Raw genomic sequence first — 14,803 nt, forward strand, 5'->3', positions numbered from 1 at the left:
CGTATGCGTGGGGCGCCACGTTGCGTCGGGCACCGCGAATACCGGGTGCGCGCGGACGGGCCGCGCTGCGACACTCACAGCATGTCGATCATCGAAGTCGCGCCCGGAGTGTCCCTCGCGTACGAGACGTTCGGCGACCCCTCCGATCCGGCGGTCCTGCTCGTGATGGGCTTCGGAGCCCAGATGATCGCCTGGCACGAGGACTTCTGCCGTGCGCTCGCGGAACGCGGCCGCCATGTGATCCGGTACGACAACCGCGACTGCGGGCTGTCCACCAGGTTCGACGACCACCCCGTCGACGTGGGCCGGTTCATCGACGCCGTGACCTCGGGCGACCTCCCGTCCGCCCTCGCGATGGTGCCCTACACCCTCCAGGAAATGGCCGACGACGGCCTCGGCCTGCTCACCGCGCTCGGGATCGAACGCGCCCACGTGGTCGGCTCCTCCATGGGCGGCATGATCGCCCAGACGATGGCCATCAGCCGTCCCGCGCGGGTACTGACCCTGACCTCGATGATGTCCTCGACCGGCGAGCCCGACTACGGCCGGTCCAGCGACGAGGCCCGAGCGGCCCTCTTCGGCCCGAAGCCGGCGGACCGGGAAGGGTACGTCGCGGCTGCGGACAGGGAACTGGTGTGGGCATCCAGACGCTACGGCGACGTCGCAATCCTTCGCGAACTGGCCGCCGCAAGCTACGACCGCGGCTACTACCCCGCCGGAGCCGGGCGGCAGCTCGGCGCGATGATCCTCGGCGGCTCACGCGCCGACGCGCTCCGCGGTCTTCGCGTACCGACTCTGGTGATCCACGGCCTGGACGACACCCTGATCGACCCCAGCGGCGGAAAGCGCACGGCCGACCTGGTGCCAGGAGCGAGGCTCCTGCTGCTCCCCGACATGGGACACGACCGCCCCCGCGAACTCTGGCCGGACATCATCGACGCCGTGGACGCGCACACCCGCTGAGCGTCCTGACCGGTCAGGACCGTCGGCAACCGACGACGACGCCGCGGATACGCGTGCCCTGCCCCGCGTCCCGCACATGATCCAAACGACAGGTTCCAGGGCGTGCTGCGAAAGTCCCGTCGTCCGCCCGGAGGGCGTGCCAGACGTCGCGAGGCAGGCGGGACGTCCGCAACACGCCCTAGTCCGGCAGCGACTCGCCCAGCAGGCGCAGCAGATCGCCGGTGGCGTCCAGGGCGCCGAGCGCGGACAGGGCGGCGAGTGCCAGTACGGCCACGCCGATGGACCACAGGTTGGGCGGCGGAGCCGTCTGAAGCGCGGCGATCCGACGGGTGACGGCGTGCTCCGAGAAGTTCAGCGCGCAGCCCGGCCGGGCCCGCTGGGCCACCAGGGCGGCCCGGGCGAGGGCGCGCGCGGTGGTACGCCGGTCCCCGACGCTGCGCGCGGCCTCCTCGTCGGCCCAGCGCTCCACGAGGAAGGCGACGGTGGCGCGCACCGGCTCCAGCACCGGGTTGGCCGCGGCGGCCAGGGTCACGGCGGTCGACAGCGCCGAGTGCCGGTGGGTGAGATGGGCGCGTTCGTGGGCCAGCAGGACCCGGCGCTCCGCCGGTTCCAGTGCGCCGAGCATGGCGGACGTGACCAGGATCCGGCCCGGCGTCCCCGGGATCGCGAAGGCCCGCGCGGTCGAGGACGCGGCGACGACGAGTTCGCTGTCCGCGGGGTGCCCTTCGCACAGCCGTTCAAGGACGCGGCGGGTCGCGTAGTGGGCACGCAGGGCCCGTACGAGCCGGAAGGCGATCAGCCAGAGAAGGGTGATCGCGGCGACGGCGATCGCCACCGGCACCGGCTCGGGCAGGCGCCGGCCCGTCTCGCCGGTCTCCGTGGCCACGAGCGGCGCCTCGTTGACGAGGGTGGCGGCGAGCAGGAGCAGTGCCCAGGTGGAAGCGGCCGCGGTCAGCACGGCCGCGACGGTGAGGACGCGGGCGGCCGGCGCGGGGGAGACCCTCCGGCCCACCTGTGCCGCGGCGGCCGTCAGCAGCAAGGGCAGGAAGAGGGGGATGTAGACGTCGATCCTCACGGTCCGCTCCCCCCGAGGAGATCGCGCAGGGCTTCTTCCTCCCGGGGGCTCAGCCCGGTGACGAACTGCTGGAGCGCCGCGATCGGGTCCGGCCCGCGGTCCAGTGCCTCGTGCATGGCCTCGGCGGTCAGTTCCGCCGCGTTCTTGGCGGGCCGGTACGCGCCGCGCCGGCCGTCGACGTCACGCAGCACCAGACCCTTGTCGTACAGGCGTTTGAGGATGGTGTGCACGGTGTTGTAGGCCAGGCCGCCGCCGATCTCGCTCTGTATCTCGGCGGGGGTGAGGGCCCTGTCGGTGGCCCACAGGGCGGCGAGCACCTCGCTCTCCAACGCGCCGGCGCTGCGCCGTTCCGCCCTCCCGCGAGGGTCTGTGCCAGCCATGTTCGCCACCTTACAGCGCGTAGGGGTGCGGACGGTGGTGAGGACTGACGGAGTGCGCCCCCACCCGTTTCACTCTGATCTGACCCTTTTTTCCTGCGACTTCCCCCTGTCACCCTACGTCTTGTAGGGTGAAAAACCCTACGCTCTGTAGGGTGAAAGGTGGACGATGGTCAAGACCAGGAGTGTCCTCCCGCACGCCGCGCTGACGCTCGCCGTCCTGGTCGGCGCCGCGTATCTCGCGCGGTACCACTGGCCGGTGATCCAGACCGGGACGGACCGGCTGGCCGTCGCCGACCACGGCTGGCTGTTCGTCGCGGCCGTCGCCACCGGGGGGACCTGGGTGTGCTCGGCACTCGCCCAGCAGGGTGCGGTGACCCGGCCACTGCCCACCGGGCGGCTGGTCGCCGCGCAGTTCGCCGCGTCCGCCGCCAACCATGTGCTGCCCGCCGGCCTCGGCGCGGGCGCGGTCAACCTGCGCTTCCTGACCCGGTGCGGACTGCCGGTCGCCCGGTCGGCGACCGCGCTCGGCGTGAAGGCCACGGCCGGAGCCGTCGCGCGCGCCCTCCTGATCGCCGTGCTCGCGACGGCCTGCCCCGGCGTACTGCGCCTCCCGGGCGTCTCCGTGACCGCCGTCGCGGTCTCGGGTGCCGTGGCCGCGACCGCCGTCGTTCTCCTGCGGGGACCGTTGCGGCGCGCGGTGCGGGCCGTCCTGGCGGACGTGCGCGCCGTGCACGGGATCCCGGCCCGCGCCGCCGCGTTGTGGGGTGGCTCGCTGGCCTTCGCGGCGCTGCACGCCACCGTGGTCGTCGCGGTCGCCCAGGCCCTCGAACTGCCGCTGTCACCCGCCCGGGTGGCGCTGGCCTACCTCGCCGCGAGCAGCGCCGCCGTGCTGCTGCCCACCCCCGGCGGAATCGGCTCGCTGGACGCGGCTCTCGTCCTGGCCCTCACCCTGACCGGAGCGCCGGGCGTCGCGGCGGCGTCCGTGGTCCTCGGCTACCGGCTCCTGACGGTGTGGCTGCCCCTGGTGCCGGGCCTGGTCGTGCTGGCGGTACTGGCGCGTCGCCGAGTGCTCTGAGCGCTCGGGGGCGCCGTCGGCCGGGGTTCGCGCAGGCCGCCGTGCAGTCAGGATGCTTTCAGGATCCCGCTGGCAGGGTCGGGCCCCATGACTGAGACTTCTGAGACGTCCGGGGCGTACGGGCACACCGGTGCCGCCCCCGGCCACCGCCTGCGCTGGAACAAGGTTCCCGAGGTCACCGCGTACTTCTGGATCATCAAGGTGCTGTGCACCACGGTCGGCGAGACCGCGGCGGACCTCCTGAACGAGAAACTGGGCATGGGCCTGACCGGCGTGTCGCTGCTGATGAGCGCGCTGCTGGCGGCGGTGCTCGTCGTCCAGTTCCGCACCAAGGCCTACAACCCCGGCGTCTACTGGCTCGCCGTGGCCCTCATCAGCGTCGTCGGCACCCTGATCAGCGACAACCTGACCGACAACCTGGGCGTACCGCTGACCACCAGCACCGCCGTGTTCTCCGTCGCCCTCGCGATCGTCTTCGCCGTCTGGTACCGCCGCGAGCGCACGCTGTCCATCCACAGCATCGACACCGTGTCGCGCGAGGCCTACTACTGGCTGGCGGTGCTCTTCACCTTCGCGCTGGGCACCGCGGCCGGTGACCTGGTCGCCGAGAAGATGGCCCTCGGATACTGGGTCTCCGCCGTCCTGTTCGGCCTCGCCATCGCCGCCGTGGCGGTCGCCCGCTTCGCGCTCGGTCTGAACGCCGTCCTGGCCTTCTGGATCGCCTACATCCTGACCCGGCCGCTCGGTGCCTCGATCGGCGACTACCTCTCCCAGCCCACCGGCGACGGCGGCCTGGGCTTCGGCACCGTGATCACCAGCGCGCTGTTCCTGGCCGTCATCCTGGCCCTGGTGGTGTACCTCGCGACGACGCGCAAGGACGTCACCCACTCGGAGCCGTCGCTGAGCCCCCGGGAAGGCTGACCGACGCGCCTGCGGGAAGGCTGAACACTCTGCCCGCGGGAAAGGCGACCGCCCGGCCTCGCGGGGAATGCGACGCCCGGCCCCGCGGGGAAGGCGACCGTCCGGCCTCGCGGGAAAGGCGACCGCCCGGCCTCGCGGGGAATGCGACGCCCGGCCCCGCGGGAAAGGCGACCGCGCGCCTCTCCGGAGAGGCGCCTCCCCGGCGGGGAGGCGACCCTCAGCCCGCGGGCAGGCTGACCACGAACGCCGCACCGTCGGTGTACCGCGGATCGTGGTCCACCTCCCCGCCGGCGGACCGGGCCAGGCGCCGCGCGAGCGGCAGTCCCAGGCCCGCTCCGCCGTGTCCGTCCCCCGGATCGGCCCGGCGGCCGGGCTGGAACAGCTGCGCCACGAACGACGCCGGTACGCCGGGACCGTCGTCGGTGACCTGGACGCGGACGCCGCCGGGCTCCCCGTGGGCCAGGATCCCGACCCTGGCGCGCGCGTGCCGCAGCGCGTTGTCGAGCAGCGGGCTGACGATCCGCTCCAGAAGGGCGTCCGGCACCCCGGCCGACAGCGCGGCGTCCGGAGCGGTGACGACGACCTCCACCCGCTCGCGCGCACTGCCGAGACGGTCCACCAGACGTCCGAGCACCGGCGCCACGGCGGCCGTGCCGGGCGCGGTGGCCGCGCTGTCGCGGGCCTCGTCGAGCAGGGTGTCGCAGATCGTACGCATCGACAGAGCCGCGTCGGCGATGGCCGCGTGGACGGCCAGGGTGTCCTCGGCGGAACGCGGACGGGCCTGCCACCAGTCGAGCTCGGCGACGATACGGGCGAGCGGATTGCGCAGCTCGTGCGACAGCTCCCGGGTGAGCTGACGCTCGTGGCGCAGCAGTGCCCGGATGCGGTCGAGGAGCGCGTCCAGCGAACCGCCCAGCCGCGCCAGTTCGGTGGGGCGGGGCACGCTGCCGAAACGTTCCTCGGAGGTGATGGCGCTCCACTGGGTGGCCTGCTCCGTCATCGTGCGTACGGGGCGCAGCGCGCGTCCCACCGCCAGCCGGGTCAGCCCGTAGGTGCAGGCGAGCATGGCGGCGTCGAGGACGAGGGAGGCGAGCAGCAGGGTGTCGGCCGAGCCGCGGTAGGGCGACAGGTCCAGCGCGGTGACGACGGCCGCGGTGCCGTTGCCGCCCGGCACCGGCTGTGCGCACAGCCGGACGGCGTCGTGACCGGAGGCGGTCTCGCAGTGCCGGCCGCCGCGCGCCGCGAGCCGGCCGGCGGCACGGGTCAGCGGGCCGGTGACGGTGGCGGACGAGGGTTTTTCGAGCAGCCTGCCGTCCGCGTAGATCCAGACGTTCGCGTCGAGGAGCTCCTCGCCCGGGGTCTCCAGGACCCGTATCCGCGAGGTGCTGGTGTCGACGGTCGCCGCGACGGCGGTGGCGCGGGTGCGCAGCTCGTCGTCCGCCTGGTGCTGGAGGTGATGCCGTACGACCGTGTTGAAGGCGACGGTGAGGATCACCATGAGGAGCGTCGCGGTGGTGAGCGCGACCAGCGAGAGCCGGCCGCGCAGGGTGCGCGGCCACCAGCGGGAGGCGAGGTCCCTCATGACAGCCGGTGGCCGATGCCGCGCGCGGTGGTGACGGTCAGCGTGCTGCCGCCGTCCCGGAGCTTGCGGCGCAACCGGGTCAGATACTGGTCCAGCGTGTTTTCGCTGACCTGGGCGCCCTCGGGCCAGCCCGCCCTGATCAGCTCCCGCCGCCGCACGATGTCCCCGGAGCCCGCCATCAGCGCCGCCAGCAGCCGGAACTCCGTCGGGGTGAGGGCGACCCGGGTACCCCGGACGGTGAGGCCGTGCCGGACCGGGTCGAGGACGACGTCGCCGGCCGTGGGGGACGGGAGGGTGCCGCCCCGCGCGCCGCCGCGCTTGAGCGCCGCCCGCAGCCGGGCGGCCAGCTCGGTCAGATGGAACGGCTTGGGCAGGTAGTCGTCGCCACCGGCCGAGAAACCCGCCAGCCGGTCCGTGAGGTGATGATGAGCCGTCAGGAAGATCACGGGCCGGAGGAAGCCGTTGGCCCGGAGCGCCTGGCACACGTCCCGGCCGTCCGCGTCGGGCAGTCCCACGTCGAGCACGGCCGCGCCGACCTGGGCCCCGGCCAGCCGCAGCGCGGTCGCGCCGTCCGCCGCCGGCAGGGTGTCGAAGCCCTCGTCGCGCAAGCCGCGCAGCAGGACGTCCCGCAGGGCGTGATCGTCCTCGACGACCAGGATCGTGTGACGCATCGTTCTCCTTCAGCGGTTTCCGTGCTGCCGGCTCCGCCCGTTCCCGTACGGCGTCGCGCCGCGGCGCACGTTGTCGCGGCGGTGCAGCGGGTGTCCGGCGGGCTCACGCCGGTGGCCGGGGCCGGTGGCGTCCCCGGCCGGCGGCGCTACGCGGGGACCAGCAGCGGTCGCAGCCGGGACTGCGCCAGCCGGCCCGCGAGCGGGTCGGAGACCCTGCCGAGGAACGCCGCCAGCGCCCTCGCGATCAGCGTGCCGACCAGCACGCCGGCCACGACGTCGTGCGGGTAGTGGGCCCCCACCCAGACCCGGGCGACGGCCATCGCGCAGGCCGCCACCAGGGCGACGGTGCCGAGACGGCGGGAGACGAAGAGCAGGGCGACCGCGGCCGCGGCGGCGATGACCGCGTGATTGCTGGGGAACGACCAGTCACCCGGCGCCGGGCACGCCTCCAGCGTCCTCACCCGCAGGCTCTGACAGGGCCGGTCCTCACGGACGAGCAGCTTGAACACCGAGTTCACGCCGTACGCCACCACGACGATCACCGGCACCATGAGCGCGGTCACCGCGGCCCTGGCGCTGTGGTGCCGCGCCCGCCACCAGCCCACCAGCATGAGGACGGCGAACACCGCGAGCCCGTACGTCGACCAGTCCCGTACCAGCGTGTCCAGCCACGACGGTGCGTCCTGGGCGAGACCCACGACGTAGGTGTAGGAGGAGCCGTCGATCGACGACCCGTCGAACGCGAGCGTCATCCCTGGGCACCCCTCTCCGACGCGGCGGCCCTGCGCGAGCGGCGCAGCTCGGCGGCCAGTGGGATCAGCGACACGACGATGATCACCGCGATGATCGGCAGGAGGTACCGGTCGACGTTCGGAATGGACGAGCCCAGCGCGTACCCGGCGAGGGTGAGGCCGAGGCTCCAGACGAGACCGCCGACGACCTGCCACAGGGTGAACGTCCGGACGGGCACCTGGAGCGCGCCCGCCATCGGGTTCAGCACCGTGCGCACCACCGGCACGAAGCGGGCCAGCACGATCGCCTTCGCGTGCCCGTACCGCTCCAGCAGCTCCTCGGCGCGCTGCGCCCCGGCGTGCAACCGGGGCGAGCCGCTGCGCGCCAGCAGGGCGCCGCCCGCCTTGCGCCCGATGAGATAGCCGCACTGGGCACCGGCCAGCGCGCCGACAGCGGCGGCGACCAGGAGCGCGGGCAGGGAGAGCTTCAGACCGCCCTGGCCCGACCCCGTGCACAGCAGGCCCGCCGTGAACAGCAGCGAGTCGCCGGGCAGGAAGAAGCCGATCAGCAGACCCGTCTCCGCGAACATCACCACGCCCACACCCAGCACACCGAAGGCGGCGAGCAGGGACTGGGCGCTGAGCACGTTCACCGCGAGCTCGGACCCGAGCGGCGATCCGAGATGTGTTCCGAGCTGTGACGCTGCGAACAAAGGTGCGGCCATCGTCGCGAGCCCTCTCATACTGGACAGGGACGGGTGTGGTCGTGACGACACCCGAATGACTACAATGTTGTAGACGGTCTACTGAACTGTAGACGATATCGGGGTGAGGATCGTTCCCATGACCAGCGCGAAGGACGAACGCCGGCCGGCGGGTGAGCTCGAGGCCTCCGTCATGGCCGCCCTCTGGGCCGCCGACGCACCCCTCACGCCCGGCGGGGTGCAGACGCGGCTGGGGACGGGCCTGGCCCGCACGACGGTGACGACGATCCTGTCCAGGCTGCACGAGAAGGGGATCGTCGGCCGGGAACGGCAGGGCCGCGGCTTCGCCTACTTCCCCGTCCAGGACCCGCACGGGCTCACCGCTCGCCGTATGCACACCGAGCTCGACCGGGACGAGGACCGCGAGACGGCGCTGGCCCGGTTCGTCGCCCAGCTCAGCCCCGACGACGAGCGTCTCCTGCGCGGCCTGCTGGAACCGGACGGGCTACCGGCACCGGTACGGTCACTGGACGATGCACCGGCACCGTCACTGGACGGGCAACAGACACCGTCATCGTCACCGGACAGGCGGTCGGCACCGGACGGACGGCCGGCGGCAGGCGGACGACCGGAACCCGGACGCGGCGAGCAGGACGAGTGACCGGAACCTGGCGCAAAACTACGATGGGTGGGTCATGACCGCACTGCTGCTCATCCCGCTCCTGGTGCCCTTCGCGGTACCGGCGGCGGCACGGCGCTGCCTCGACCGGCTCACGCCGGTCGCCGCGCTGTGGGCGCTGACCCTCACGGTCCTCGTGGTGGCCGGCTCCTCCGTGGCCGCCCTCGGCGCCCTGGTCCTCACCGGCCTGCTCAAGCTGCCGTTCCTCGCGGGCCTCGGCGATTTCGTCCGGCCGCTGCGCACCCCGTCCGACCTCGTCGTCCTTCCTCTGGCGACGGCCGCCACCGGCCTGCTGACCCTCGGCGCCGGCACACTCGTCCGCTCCGCCCTGCGACAGCTGCGCGCCTTCCGCGCCGCCCGCACCGAGGCCGACGGCCGCCCCGCCGCGGGCGACCTGTGCGTGATCGAGTCGCCCCACCCGGACGCGTACGCGCTGCCCGGCCGCCCCCACCGCATCGTCGTCACGACGGGAATGCTCCGCAGCCTCGGCGCCGACGAACGCGAGGTGCTCTTCGCCCACGAACGGGCCCACAACGCCGGCGGCCACCACCGGTTCCTCGTCCTCGCCGAGCTCGCCGCGCACTGCCATCCCGGGCTGCGCCCGGTCCGCGCGGTCATCGCGCTCGCCGCCGAACGCGCCGCCGACGAGGCGGCCGCCGCCGTGGTGGGGGACCGGCGGCTGACCGCGCGCGCCATCGCGCGTGCCGCCCTCGCCTCCTCCTCCGCCGCCCGCTCCGGCCGCCCCGACTTCGCCCCCGCGGCCACCACCGGACCCGTACCCCAGCGGGTGGCGGCCCTCCTCGCGGCTCCCCGGCCACCCCGCCGTGCCGCCCCCTGGATCGCCCTCCTGCTGGCCGCCTGCGCGACCGCCTCGGTAAGCACGGCGGCCACCGGCGTCCTCGCCTTCCACCACGAGGTGGAGGTCGCCCAGGGCGAGGAGCCCCGCTGACGGTCCCGGCCGCGGCCGCCGGTGTAGGCCGAAGATCGGGGCGGGGGCGTGTCACGGAGGGCGGCTGAGCGCGTACGGTGGCCGGGGCGGCGATGGGGGAGACGGCCCGCCCGAGGCCCCGCGAGGTTGATGTCGGATTCTCGCCAGCCCCGGCCTCGTCCGTGCCCGATCCTGGAGACATGCGGAACGGGATGCACACCGACACCGAGCGCTGCGTACGCGCCGTCCAGTCGAAGGACGCGCGCTTCGACGGCTGGTTCTTCACAGCGGTCCTGACCACCCGGATCTACTGCCGGCCCAGCTGCCCGGTCGTGCCGCCGAAGCCGGAGAACATGACGTTCCACCCGAGCGCGGCGGCCTGCCAGCAGGCCGGTTTCCGGGCCTGCAAGCGCTGCCGGCCGGACACGAGCCCCGGCTCGCCCGAGTGGAACCAGCGCGCCGACCTGGTGGCCCGCGCGATGCGTCTGATCGGCGACGGGGTCGTGGACCGCGAGGGTGTCCCCGGCCTGGCCCGCCGACTCGGGTACAGCACCCGCCAGACAGAGCGGCAGCTGCTGGCCGAGCTGGGCGCGGGGCCGCTCGCGCTCGCCAGGGCCCAGCGCGCCCAGACCGCGCGGCTGCTCATCGAGACCACTCCGCTCCCGATGACGGAGATCGCCTTCGCGGCCGGGTTCTCCTCGATCCGTACCTTCAACGACACCGTGCGCGAGGTCTTCGCCCTCTCACCGAGCGAACTGCGCGAACGCCTCCCGAGGAAACGGGCGGCGGCCGTGGCGAGGGCGAACCGGGGAGCGACGGCGGGCGGGGTGGCCGGGGCGGGGACGGGCGGGAGGACCGGGGCGGGGACGACCGCACCGGCCGTACTGTGCCTGCGCCTGCCCTTCCGCGCCCCTCTCAACCCCGACAACCTCTTCGGCCACCTCGCGGCGACCGCCGTGCCCGGGGTCGAGGAGTGGCGCGACGGCGCCTACCGGCGCACCCTGCGACTGCCCTACGGCCACGGCATCGTCGCGCTCACCCCGCACGCCGACCACATCGGCTGCCGTCTCACCCTCAGTGACCTGCGCGACCTGACCGTCGCCATCAGCCGCTGCCGCCGCATGCTCGACCTGGACGCCGACCCGGTCGCCGTGGACGACCAGTTGCGCACCGACCCGCTGCTCGCCCCACTCGTCGACAAGGCGCCGGGGCGCCGGGTGCCGCGGACGGTGGACGAGGCCGAGTTCGCCCTACGGGCCGTACTCGGCCAGCAGGTCTCCACGGCCGCCGCGCGTACCCACGCCGCCCGTCTGGTCATCGCGCACGGCGAGCCGGTCGAGGATGCCGAGGGCGGCCTCACCCATCTCTTCCCTTCGCCCGACGCGCTGGCCGCGCTCGACCCCGACTCCCTCGCCATGCCGCGCACCCGCCGCACCACGTTCACCACGCTGGTGCGCCAACTGGCCGACGGCACACTTCACTTGGGAGTGGAGAGCGACTGGGAGCAGGCGCGGGCCCGGCTCCTCGACCTCCCCGGATTCGGCCCCTGGACGGTCGACGTCATCGCGATGCGCGCCCTCGGCGACCCCGACGCGTTCCTGCCCACCGATCTCGGAGTCCGGCGTGCCGCCCAGGAGTTGGGGCTGCCCTCCACTCCCGCCGCCCTCACCGCCCGCGCGGCGGCATGGCGCCCGTGGCGGGCGTACGCGGTCCAGTACCTGTGGGCGACGGACAGTCACCCGATCAACTTCCTTCCCGTATGAGCCCGTCACGGGCCCGCACCGAGGACACCCAGTGAAACGACACACGATCACCGACAGCCCCTACGGTCCTCTCACCCTCGTCGCCGACGACGGCCTCCTGTGCGGCCTCTACATGGTCGGCCAGCGCCACCGCCCGCCCGAGGAGGACTTCGGCGAGCGTGACGACACCCTCCTGCCCGAGCCGAAGCGTCAGCTGGCGGCGTATTTCGCGGGCGACCTGAAGGAGTTCGACCTGCCGATGCGCCTCGCGGGCACGCCCTTCCAGCGCAGCGTCTGGGACCAACTGGCCAGGATCCCCTACGGCGAGATCCGCTCGTACGGAGAACTCGCCGACGCCCTCGGCAACCCCAAGGCCTCCCGCGCGGTGGGCCTCGCCAACGGCAGGAACCCGGTCGGCATCATCGTGCCCTGTCACCGCGTGGTCGGCGCCGACGGAAGCCTCACGGGCTACGGCGGCGGCCTGGACCGCAAGCGGCGCCTGCTGGACTTCGAGCGGGGCTCAGCCCTGTTCTGAACCGTTCCGGCGTGGAGAAGATGAACCATGAGGTTCCTGAAGCGGGCGAGTCCCCGAGCGAGGCACGCCGACGACATTCCGGTCGACGACGAGGAATCCGACCGCGGCGGCTACCTGATCAGAGCCGAGGCGGGGGCTCCCGCGATGCTCCTCACGGAGCCGATCCCGAGCATGCGCTCGGAGGAGTTCCCTGTCTCCGCCCCTTCTCCACAAGCGCTGAAGCCAGGGGCGCACTGCCTCCTCGGCGGCCCGGGGGAGCCGACCTGCGAGGTGGTTCAGGTCTCGGTGGCCGTACCCCGGCGTATTCGGCGAGGCATGTTCGGCACCATCGCCTCCCCTCATCCAGCGGGCACGGTGGTCACCTTGGTGAGCGCTGAACACATCGGCGACTGGTCGCGGTGGAGAGGGGAGGACGGCGCGGGACAGGCGGACGCGTGAAGCCGGGGCTGGGCGAAGCTCCCCGCCATGATCGGCCGCTCGCCGCGCTGACAACACTGCCACCGCATCGGCAGCGGGCTTCCTCGTCAGCGAACCTGGTCGCTCTTCGGCCCGATGCCTTTGACCCTGGTCGGAGTTCCCTCCGGGGCGAACGAGTGGTGGAAGGTGAAGGCGTGCGGCACGGAGCCGTGGTCGTGGAGGTGCTCCAGCCGGGAAACCCCGTCCCGCCAGGTGGGGATCACGCCGTCGGAGACCCACCAGCACACGTAATTCGGGTGCCCTGTCCTCTCGAACCAGTCGTCACGCCTGTTCAGCGCCTCACGGTGCAGACCGGTGTAGACGGCGTCGAAGGCGGGGCGCAGGCCGGTCCAGAGTGAGAGGGTCGCGGCCAGGGCGGTGGTTTCGACCGTACGGCCCTTGCCGTACCAGGTCGGTACGGCGAACTCTCCCCACGCACCCCAGTCCGCCTCGAAGAGCATGCCCCGGTCACCGTCTGCCGCTTCAGCACGCGCGAGGTACCCGGGGTGCTGACCGATCTTCCGGTAGACGGCCTCACCACTGTCGTAGAACTCGCGGGTGAGAGGTGCGGGGTCGGCGAGAGGCGACTTCAGGACGCCGAAGGTGTACAGAGCAAGATGGGGCATGCGTCTCTCCCTGGTTGGGGCTGCCTGGCGTGGACCCGGTTCGGTGACTTACGCATGGGGGCGAGGGTTCGTGGGGCATGACCGACTCATCCCGTCGCGGGTGGCTCAGCCTGAAGGAACTCCCGTGCGACCGTGGGCGATCGCCGAGGACGAGATGAAGGTAGCTGCCCCCGCGGGCCATGTCGAAGTTGCGTTTTTCCTGCCCAAGTGGCCTCTCGCACCGGTCAGTGCGGGGGCCGGGGCCGGGTCGTGACGGTGGAGTGAAGTACCGCTCTCACACTGGTCGTGCCCGGAACGGGCCCGCGAGGCCGCCCGGCGAGGCCTCCCCCCCGTTCATGTCGGGGTCGACCGTGCGTCGCCGGCCGGTCCAGGACGCGCTGAAGCCCTGGTAGCACCGCTCCTGACCTCGGCGCTGGGGACCGTCTCAACTCGGCTGTGCTACCAAGGCTTTGGGCACGGAGGCGACGCCGGAGACGATGGTCGGTCGACTCCTTCCTGAGCAGGCCAGGGAGACCGAGCCGGGTGACTCCGCCTGCTGGACAGCCTGAGGCCCGTGGTGGCGCTCCAGGCGCGCCTCAGTAGTTGATCTCGTTGGTCAGCCCGCGGAGCAGTGCGGGCAGGGCGGTACCGATGGGTTCCCGTACGACCTCGTCGGCGATCTCGTCGTAGGGGGTGGGTTCGGCATTGACGATGACGAGCCGGGCTCCGTGATCGGCGGCGACGCCCGCGAGGCCGGCGGCGGGTTGGACCTGAAGGCTGCTGCCGACGGCGATGAAGACCTGGGAGGCCTTGGTGATGGCGGCGGCCTCGCCGAGGACGACGGGGTCGAGGCGTTCGCCGAACATCACGGTCGCCGATTTCAGGATGCCGCCGCACTTCAGGCACGGCGGGTCCTCCTCACCGGCTTCGACGCGGGCGAGGGCGTCCTCCATGGATGTCTTGTCGTGGCATGCGGTGCACACGACGGTCCGCGCGGTGCCGTGGAGTTCGAGGACCTTGCGGGCGGGCATCCCGGCGAGTTGGTGCAGGCCGTCGACGTTCTGGGTGATCACGCGTACGGGCACCCCGGACTTCTCGAGTTCGGCCACGGCCAGGTGTGCGGCGTTGGGCTCGGCCCGGAGCGTCCGGTTCTCCCGCCGCAGCTGCCACGCCCGGCGCCTGATCTCGGGATCACCCATGTAGTACTCGTACGTCACGAGCTTCTCGGCCTCGGGATCCTTCCGCCACAGGCCGTTGGGCCCGCGATAATCGGGGATCCCGGAATCGGTGGAGATCCCTGCCCCACTGAGGATGGCGACGAGTGGCCTGTTCATGGCCCGAGAGTAGGACGCCTGCCGGTTCGGAGCGACCGGATATCAGGGCACGACCTGCGCGGACACGCTGCGCTCCTTGACCGGCATCCGTACAACGGCTTGCCGACCGCCCGGAGGACGGCGCCGCTGTCACCTGGCGGTCCTGCCGGGACGGGGGTCGAGCCAAGTGGCCCGTTCGAGCGATGGATAGGCTCACGGCATGGACGTCCGTGTAGAGATCGCCCGGGAGGCAGGCGCGCGGACGGTCGATCTCACCTCCCGGCCGGATCGTGCGGCGGCGAACCGGCTCTATGAACGTCTGGGCTTCCAGGCCCGGCAGTCGACGGTCTACCGCTTCCCGATCGACCGGCAGGACGCTCACGAACGCTGACACGCCGGCTGTCCCGTGACCGGGATGGCTTCCCAGCGCTGAAAGCGGATCC

At 72.7% G+C, this 14,803-nt stretch carries 16 protein-coding genes and 1 pseudogene; 9 read left to right on the forward strand and 8 right to left on the reverse strand.

What is annotated here, in order from left to right; genetic code table 11:
- The first annotated feature begins 81 nt into the window (after nt 1-81).
- On the forward strand, nt 82-963 hold the full coding sequence (locus HEP85_RS31380; RefSeq protein WP_168530888.1) for an alpha/beta fold hydrolase: 882 nt from the start codon (nt 82-84) through the stop codon (nt 961-963).
- A 178-nt stretch (nt 964-1,141) separates the two neighbouring features.
- Here HEP85_RS31380 and HEP85_RS31385 read toward each other — a convergent pair whose 3' ends face one another.
- Both HEP85_RS31385 and HEP85_RS31390 read right to left on the reverse strand, forming a co-directional pair.
- Complete coding sequence (locus tag HEP85_RS31385; RefSeq protein ID WP_168530889.1) at nt 1,142-2,038, reverse strand: M56 family metallopeptidase; 897 nt, start codon at nt 2,036-2,038, stop codon at nt 1,142-1,144.
- The gene (locus tag HEP85_RS31390) at nt 2,035-2,418 is read right to left on the reverse strand and encodes a BlaI/MecI/CopY family transcriptional regulator (protein WP_168530890.1); all 384 of its coding nucleotides are present in this window, start codon (nt 2,416-2,418) and stop codon (nt 2,035-2,037) included. Before HEP85_RS31390 ends, HEP85_RS31385 begins: the two co-directional genes overlap by 4 nt.
- Nucleotides 2,419-2,584: 166 nt before the next feature.
- Here HEP85_RS31390 and HEP85_RS31395 point away from each other — a divergent pair, with 166 nt between their 5' ends.
- Nucleotides 2,585-3,493 (forward strand): lysylphosphatidylglycerol synthase domain-containing protein, encoded by a 909-nt coding sequence (locus HEP85_RS31395; RefSeq protein WP_329291425.1) that lies wholly within the window; start codon nt 2,585-2,587, stop codon nt 3,491-3,493.
- An 87-nt stretch (nt 3,494-3,580) separates the two neighbouring features.
- Nucleotides 3,581-4,414 (forward strand): hypothetical protein, encoded by an 834-nt coding sequence (locus HEP85_RS31400; RefSeq protein WP_168530892.1) that lies wholly within the window; start codon nt 3,581-3,583, stop codon nt 4,412-4,414.
- Between the two features lie 217 nt (nt 4,415-4,631).
- Here HEP85_RS31400 and HEP85_RS31405 read toward each other — a convergent pair whose 3' ends face one another.
- The 4 genes from HEP85_RS31405 to HEP85_RS31420 form a co-directional block, all read right to left on the reverse strand.
- Nucleotides 4,632-5,996, reverse strand: coding sequence for a HAMP domain-containing sensor histidine kinase (locus HEP85_RS31405; RefSeq protein ID WP_365218571.1), 1,365 nt, complete (start codon nt 5,994-5,996; stop codon nt 4,632-4,634).
- Entirely contained in the window at nt 5,993-6,667 is a 675-nt protein-coding gene (locus HEP85_RS31410; RefSeq protein ID WP_168530893.1) for a response regulator transcription factor, read from the reverse strand. Before HEP85_RS31410 ends, HEP85_RS31405 begins: the two co-directional genes overlap by 4 nt.
- 146 nt (nt 6,668-6,813) lie before the next feature.
- Complete coding sequence (locus tag HEP85_RS31415; protein WP_329291433.1) at nt 6,814-7,419, reverse strand: phosphatase PAP2 family protein; 606 nt, start codon at nt 7,417-7,419, stop codon at nt 6,814-6,816.
- Nucleotides 7,416-8,141, reverse strand: coding sequence for a DedA family protein (locus HEP85_RS31420; RefSeq protein WP_168530895.1), 726 nt, complete (start codon nt 8,139-8,141; stop codon nt 7,416-7,418). The genes HEP85_RS31415 and HEP85_RS31420 overlap by 4 nt, the downstream gene beginning before the upstream one ends.
- A 100-nt stretch (nt 8,142-8,241) precedes the next feature.
- Between HEP85_RS31420 and HEP85_RS31425 the strand changes: the two are divergent.
- The 5 genes and pseudogenes from HEP85_RS31425 to HEP85_RS31445 form a co-directional block, all read left to right on the forward strand.
- A pseudogene (locus HEP85_RS31425) lies at nt 8,242-8,604 on the forward strand (BlaI/MecI/CopY family transcriptional regulator); the annotation flags it as partial.
- Between the two features lie 193 nt (nt 8,605-8,797).
- The gene (locus tag HEP85_RS31430) at nt 8,798-9,730 is read left to right on the forward strand and encodes a M48 family metalloprotease (protein ID WP_369657921.1); all 933 of its coding nucleotides are present in this window, start codon (nt 8,798-8,800) and stop codon (nt 9,728-9,730) included.
- 179 nt (nt 9,731-9,909) lie between these two features.
- Complete coding sequence (locus tag HEP85_RS31435; RefSeq protein ID WP_282189865.1) at nt 9,910-11,472, forward strand: AlkA N-terminal domain-containing protein; 1,563 nt, start codon at nt 9,910-9,912, stop codon at nt 11,470-11,472.
- 31 nt (nt 11,473-11,503) lie between these two features.
- Complete coding sequence (locus HEP85_RS31440) at nt 11,504-11,986, forward strand: methylated-DNA--[protein]-cysteine S-methyltransferase (protein WP_168530897.1); 483 nt, start codon at nt 11,504-11,506, stop codon at nt 11,984-11,986.
- Nucleotides 11,987-12,013: 27 nt separating this feature from the next.
- Nucleotides 12,014-12,424 carry a hypothetical protein gene (locus HEP85_RS31445; RefSeq protein WP_168530898.1) on the forward strand — a complete coding sequence of 137 codons (411 nt, stop codon included), beginning with the start codon at nt 12,014-12,016 and terminating at the stop codon, nt 12,422-12,424.
- 86 nt (nt 12,425-12,510) lie between these two features.
- On the opposite strand, the gene HEP85_RS31450 is transcribed toward HEP85_RS31445, so the two are convergent.
- On the reverse strand, nt 12,511-13,068 hold the full coding sequence (locus HEP85_RS31450; protein ID WP_168530899.1) for a DUF3291 domain-containing protein: 558 nt from the start codon (nt 13,066-13,068) through the stop codon (nt 12,511-12,513).
- A 575-nt stretch (nt 13,069-13,643) separates the two neighbouring features.
- Nucleotides 13,644-14,381 (reverse strand): Sir2 family NAD-dependent protein deacetylase, encoded by a 738-nt coding sequence (locus HEP85_RS31455; protein ID WP_168530900.1) that lies wholly within the window; start codon nt 14,379-14,381, stop codon nt 13,644-13,646.
- 199 nt (nt 14,382-14,580) lie between these two features.
- Here HEP85_RS31455 and HEP85_RS31460 point away from each other — a divergent pair, with 199 nt between their 5' ends.
- Nucleotides 14,581-14,751: a GNAT family N-acetyltransferase gene (locus HEP85_RS31460; protein WP_168530901.1), complete on the forward strand. Its 171-nt coding sequence runs from the start codon at nt 14,581-14,583 to the stop codon at nt 14,749-14,751.
- Nucleotides 14,752-14,803 lie beyond the last annotated feature (52 nt).

Source organism: Streptomyces sp. RPA4-2 (assembly GCF_012273515.2).
In the GTDB taxonomy this organism is placed as follows: domain Bacteria; phylum Actinomycetota; class Actinomycetes; order Streptomycetales; family Streptomycetaceae; genus Streptomyces; species Streptomyces kaempferi.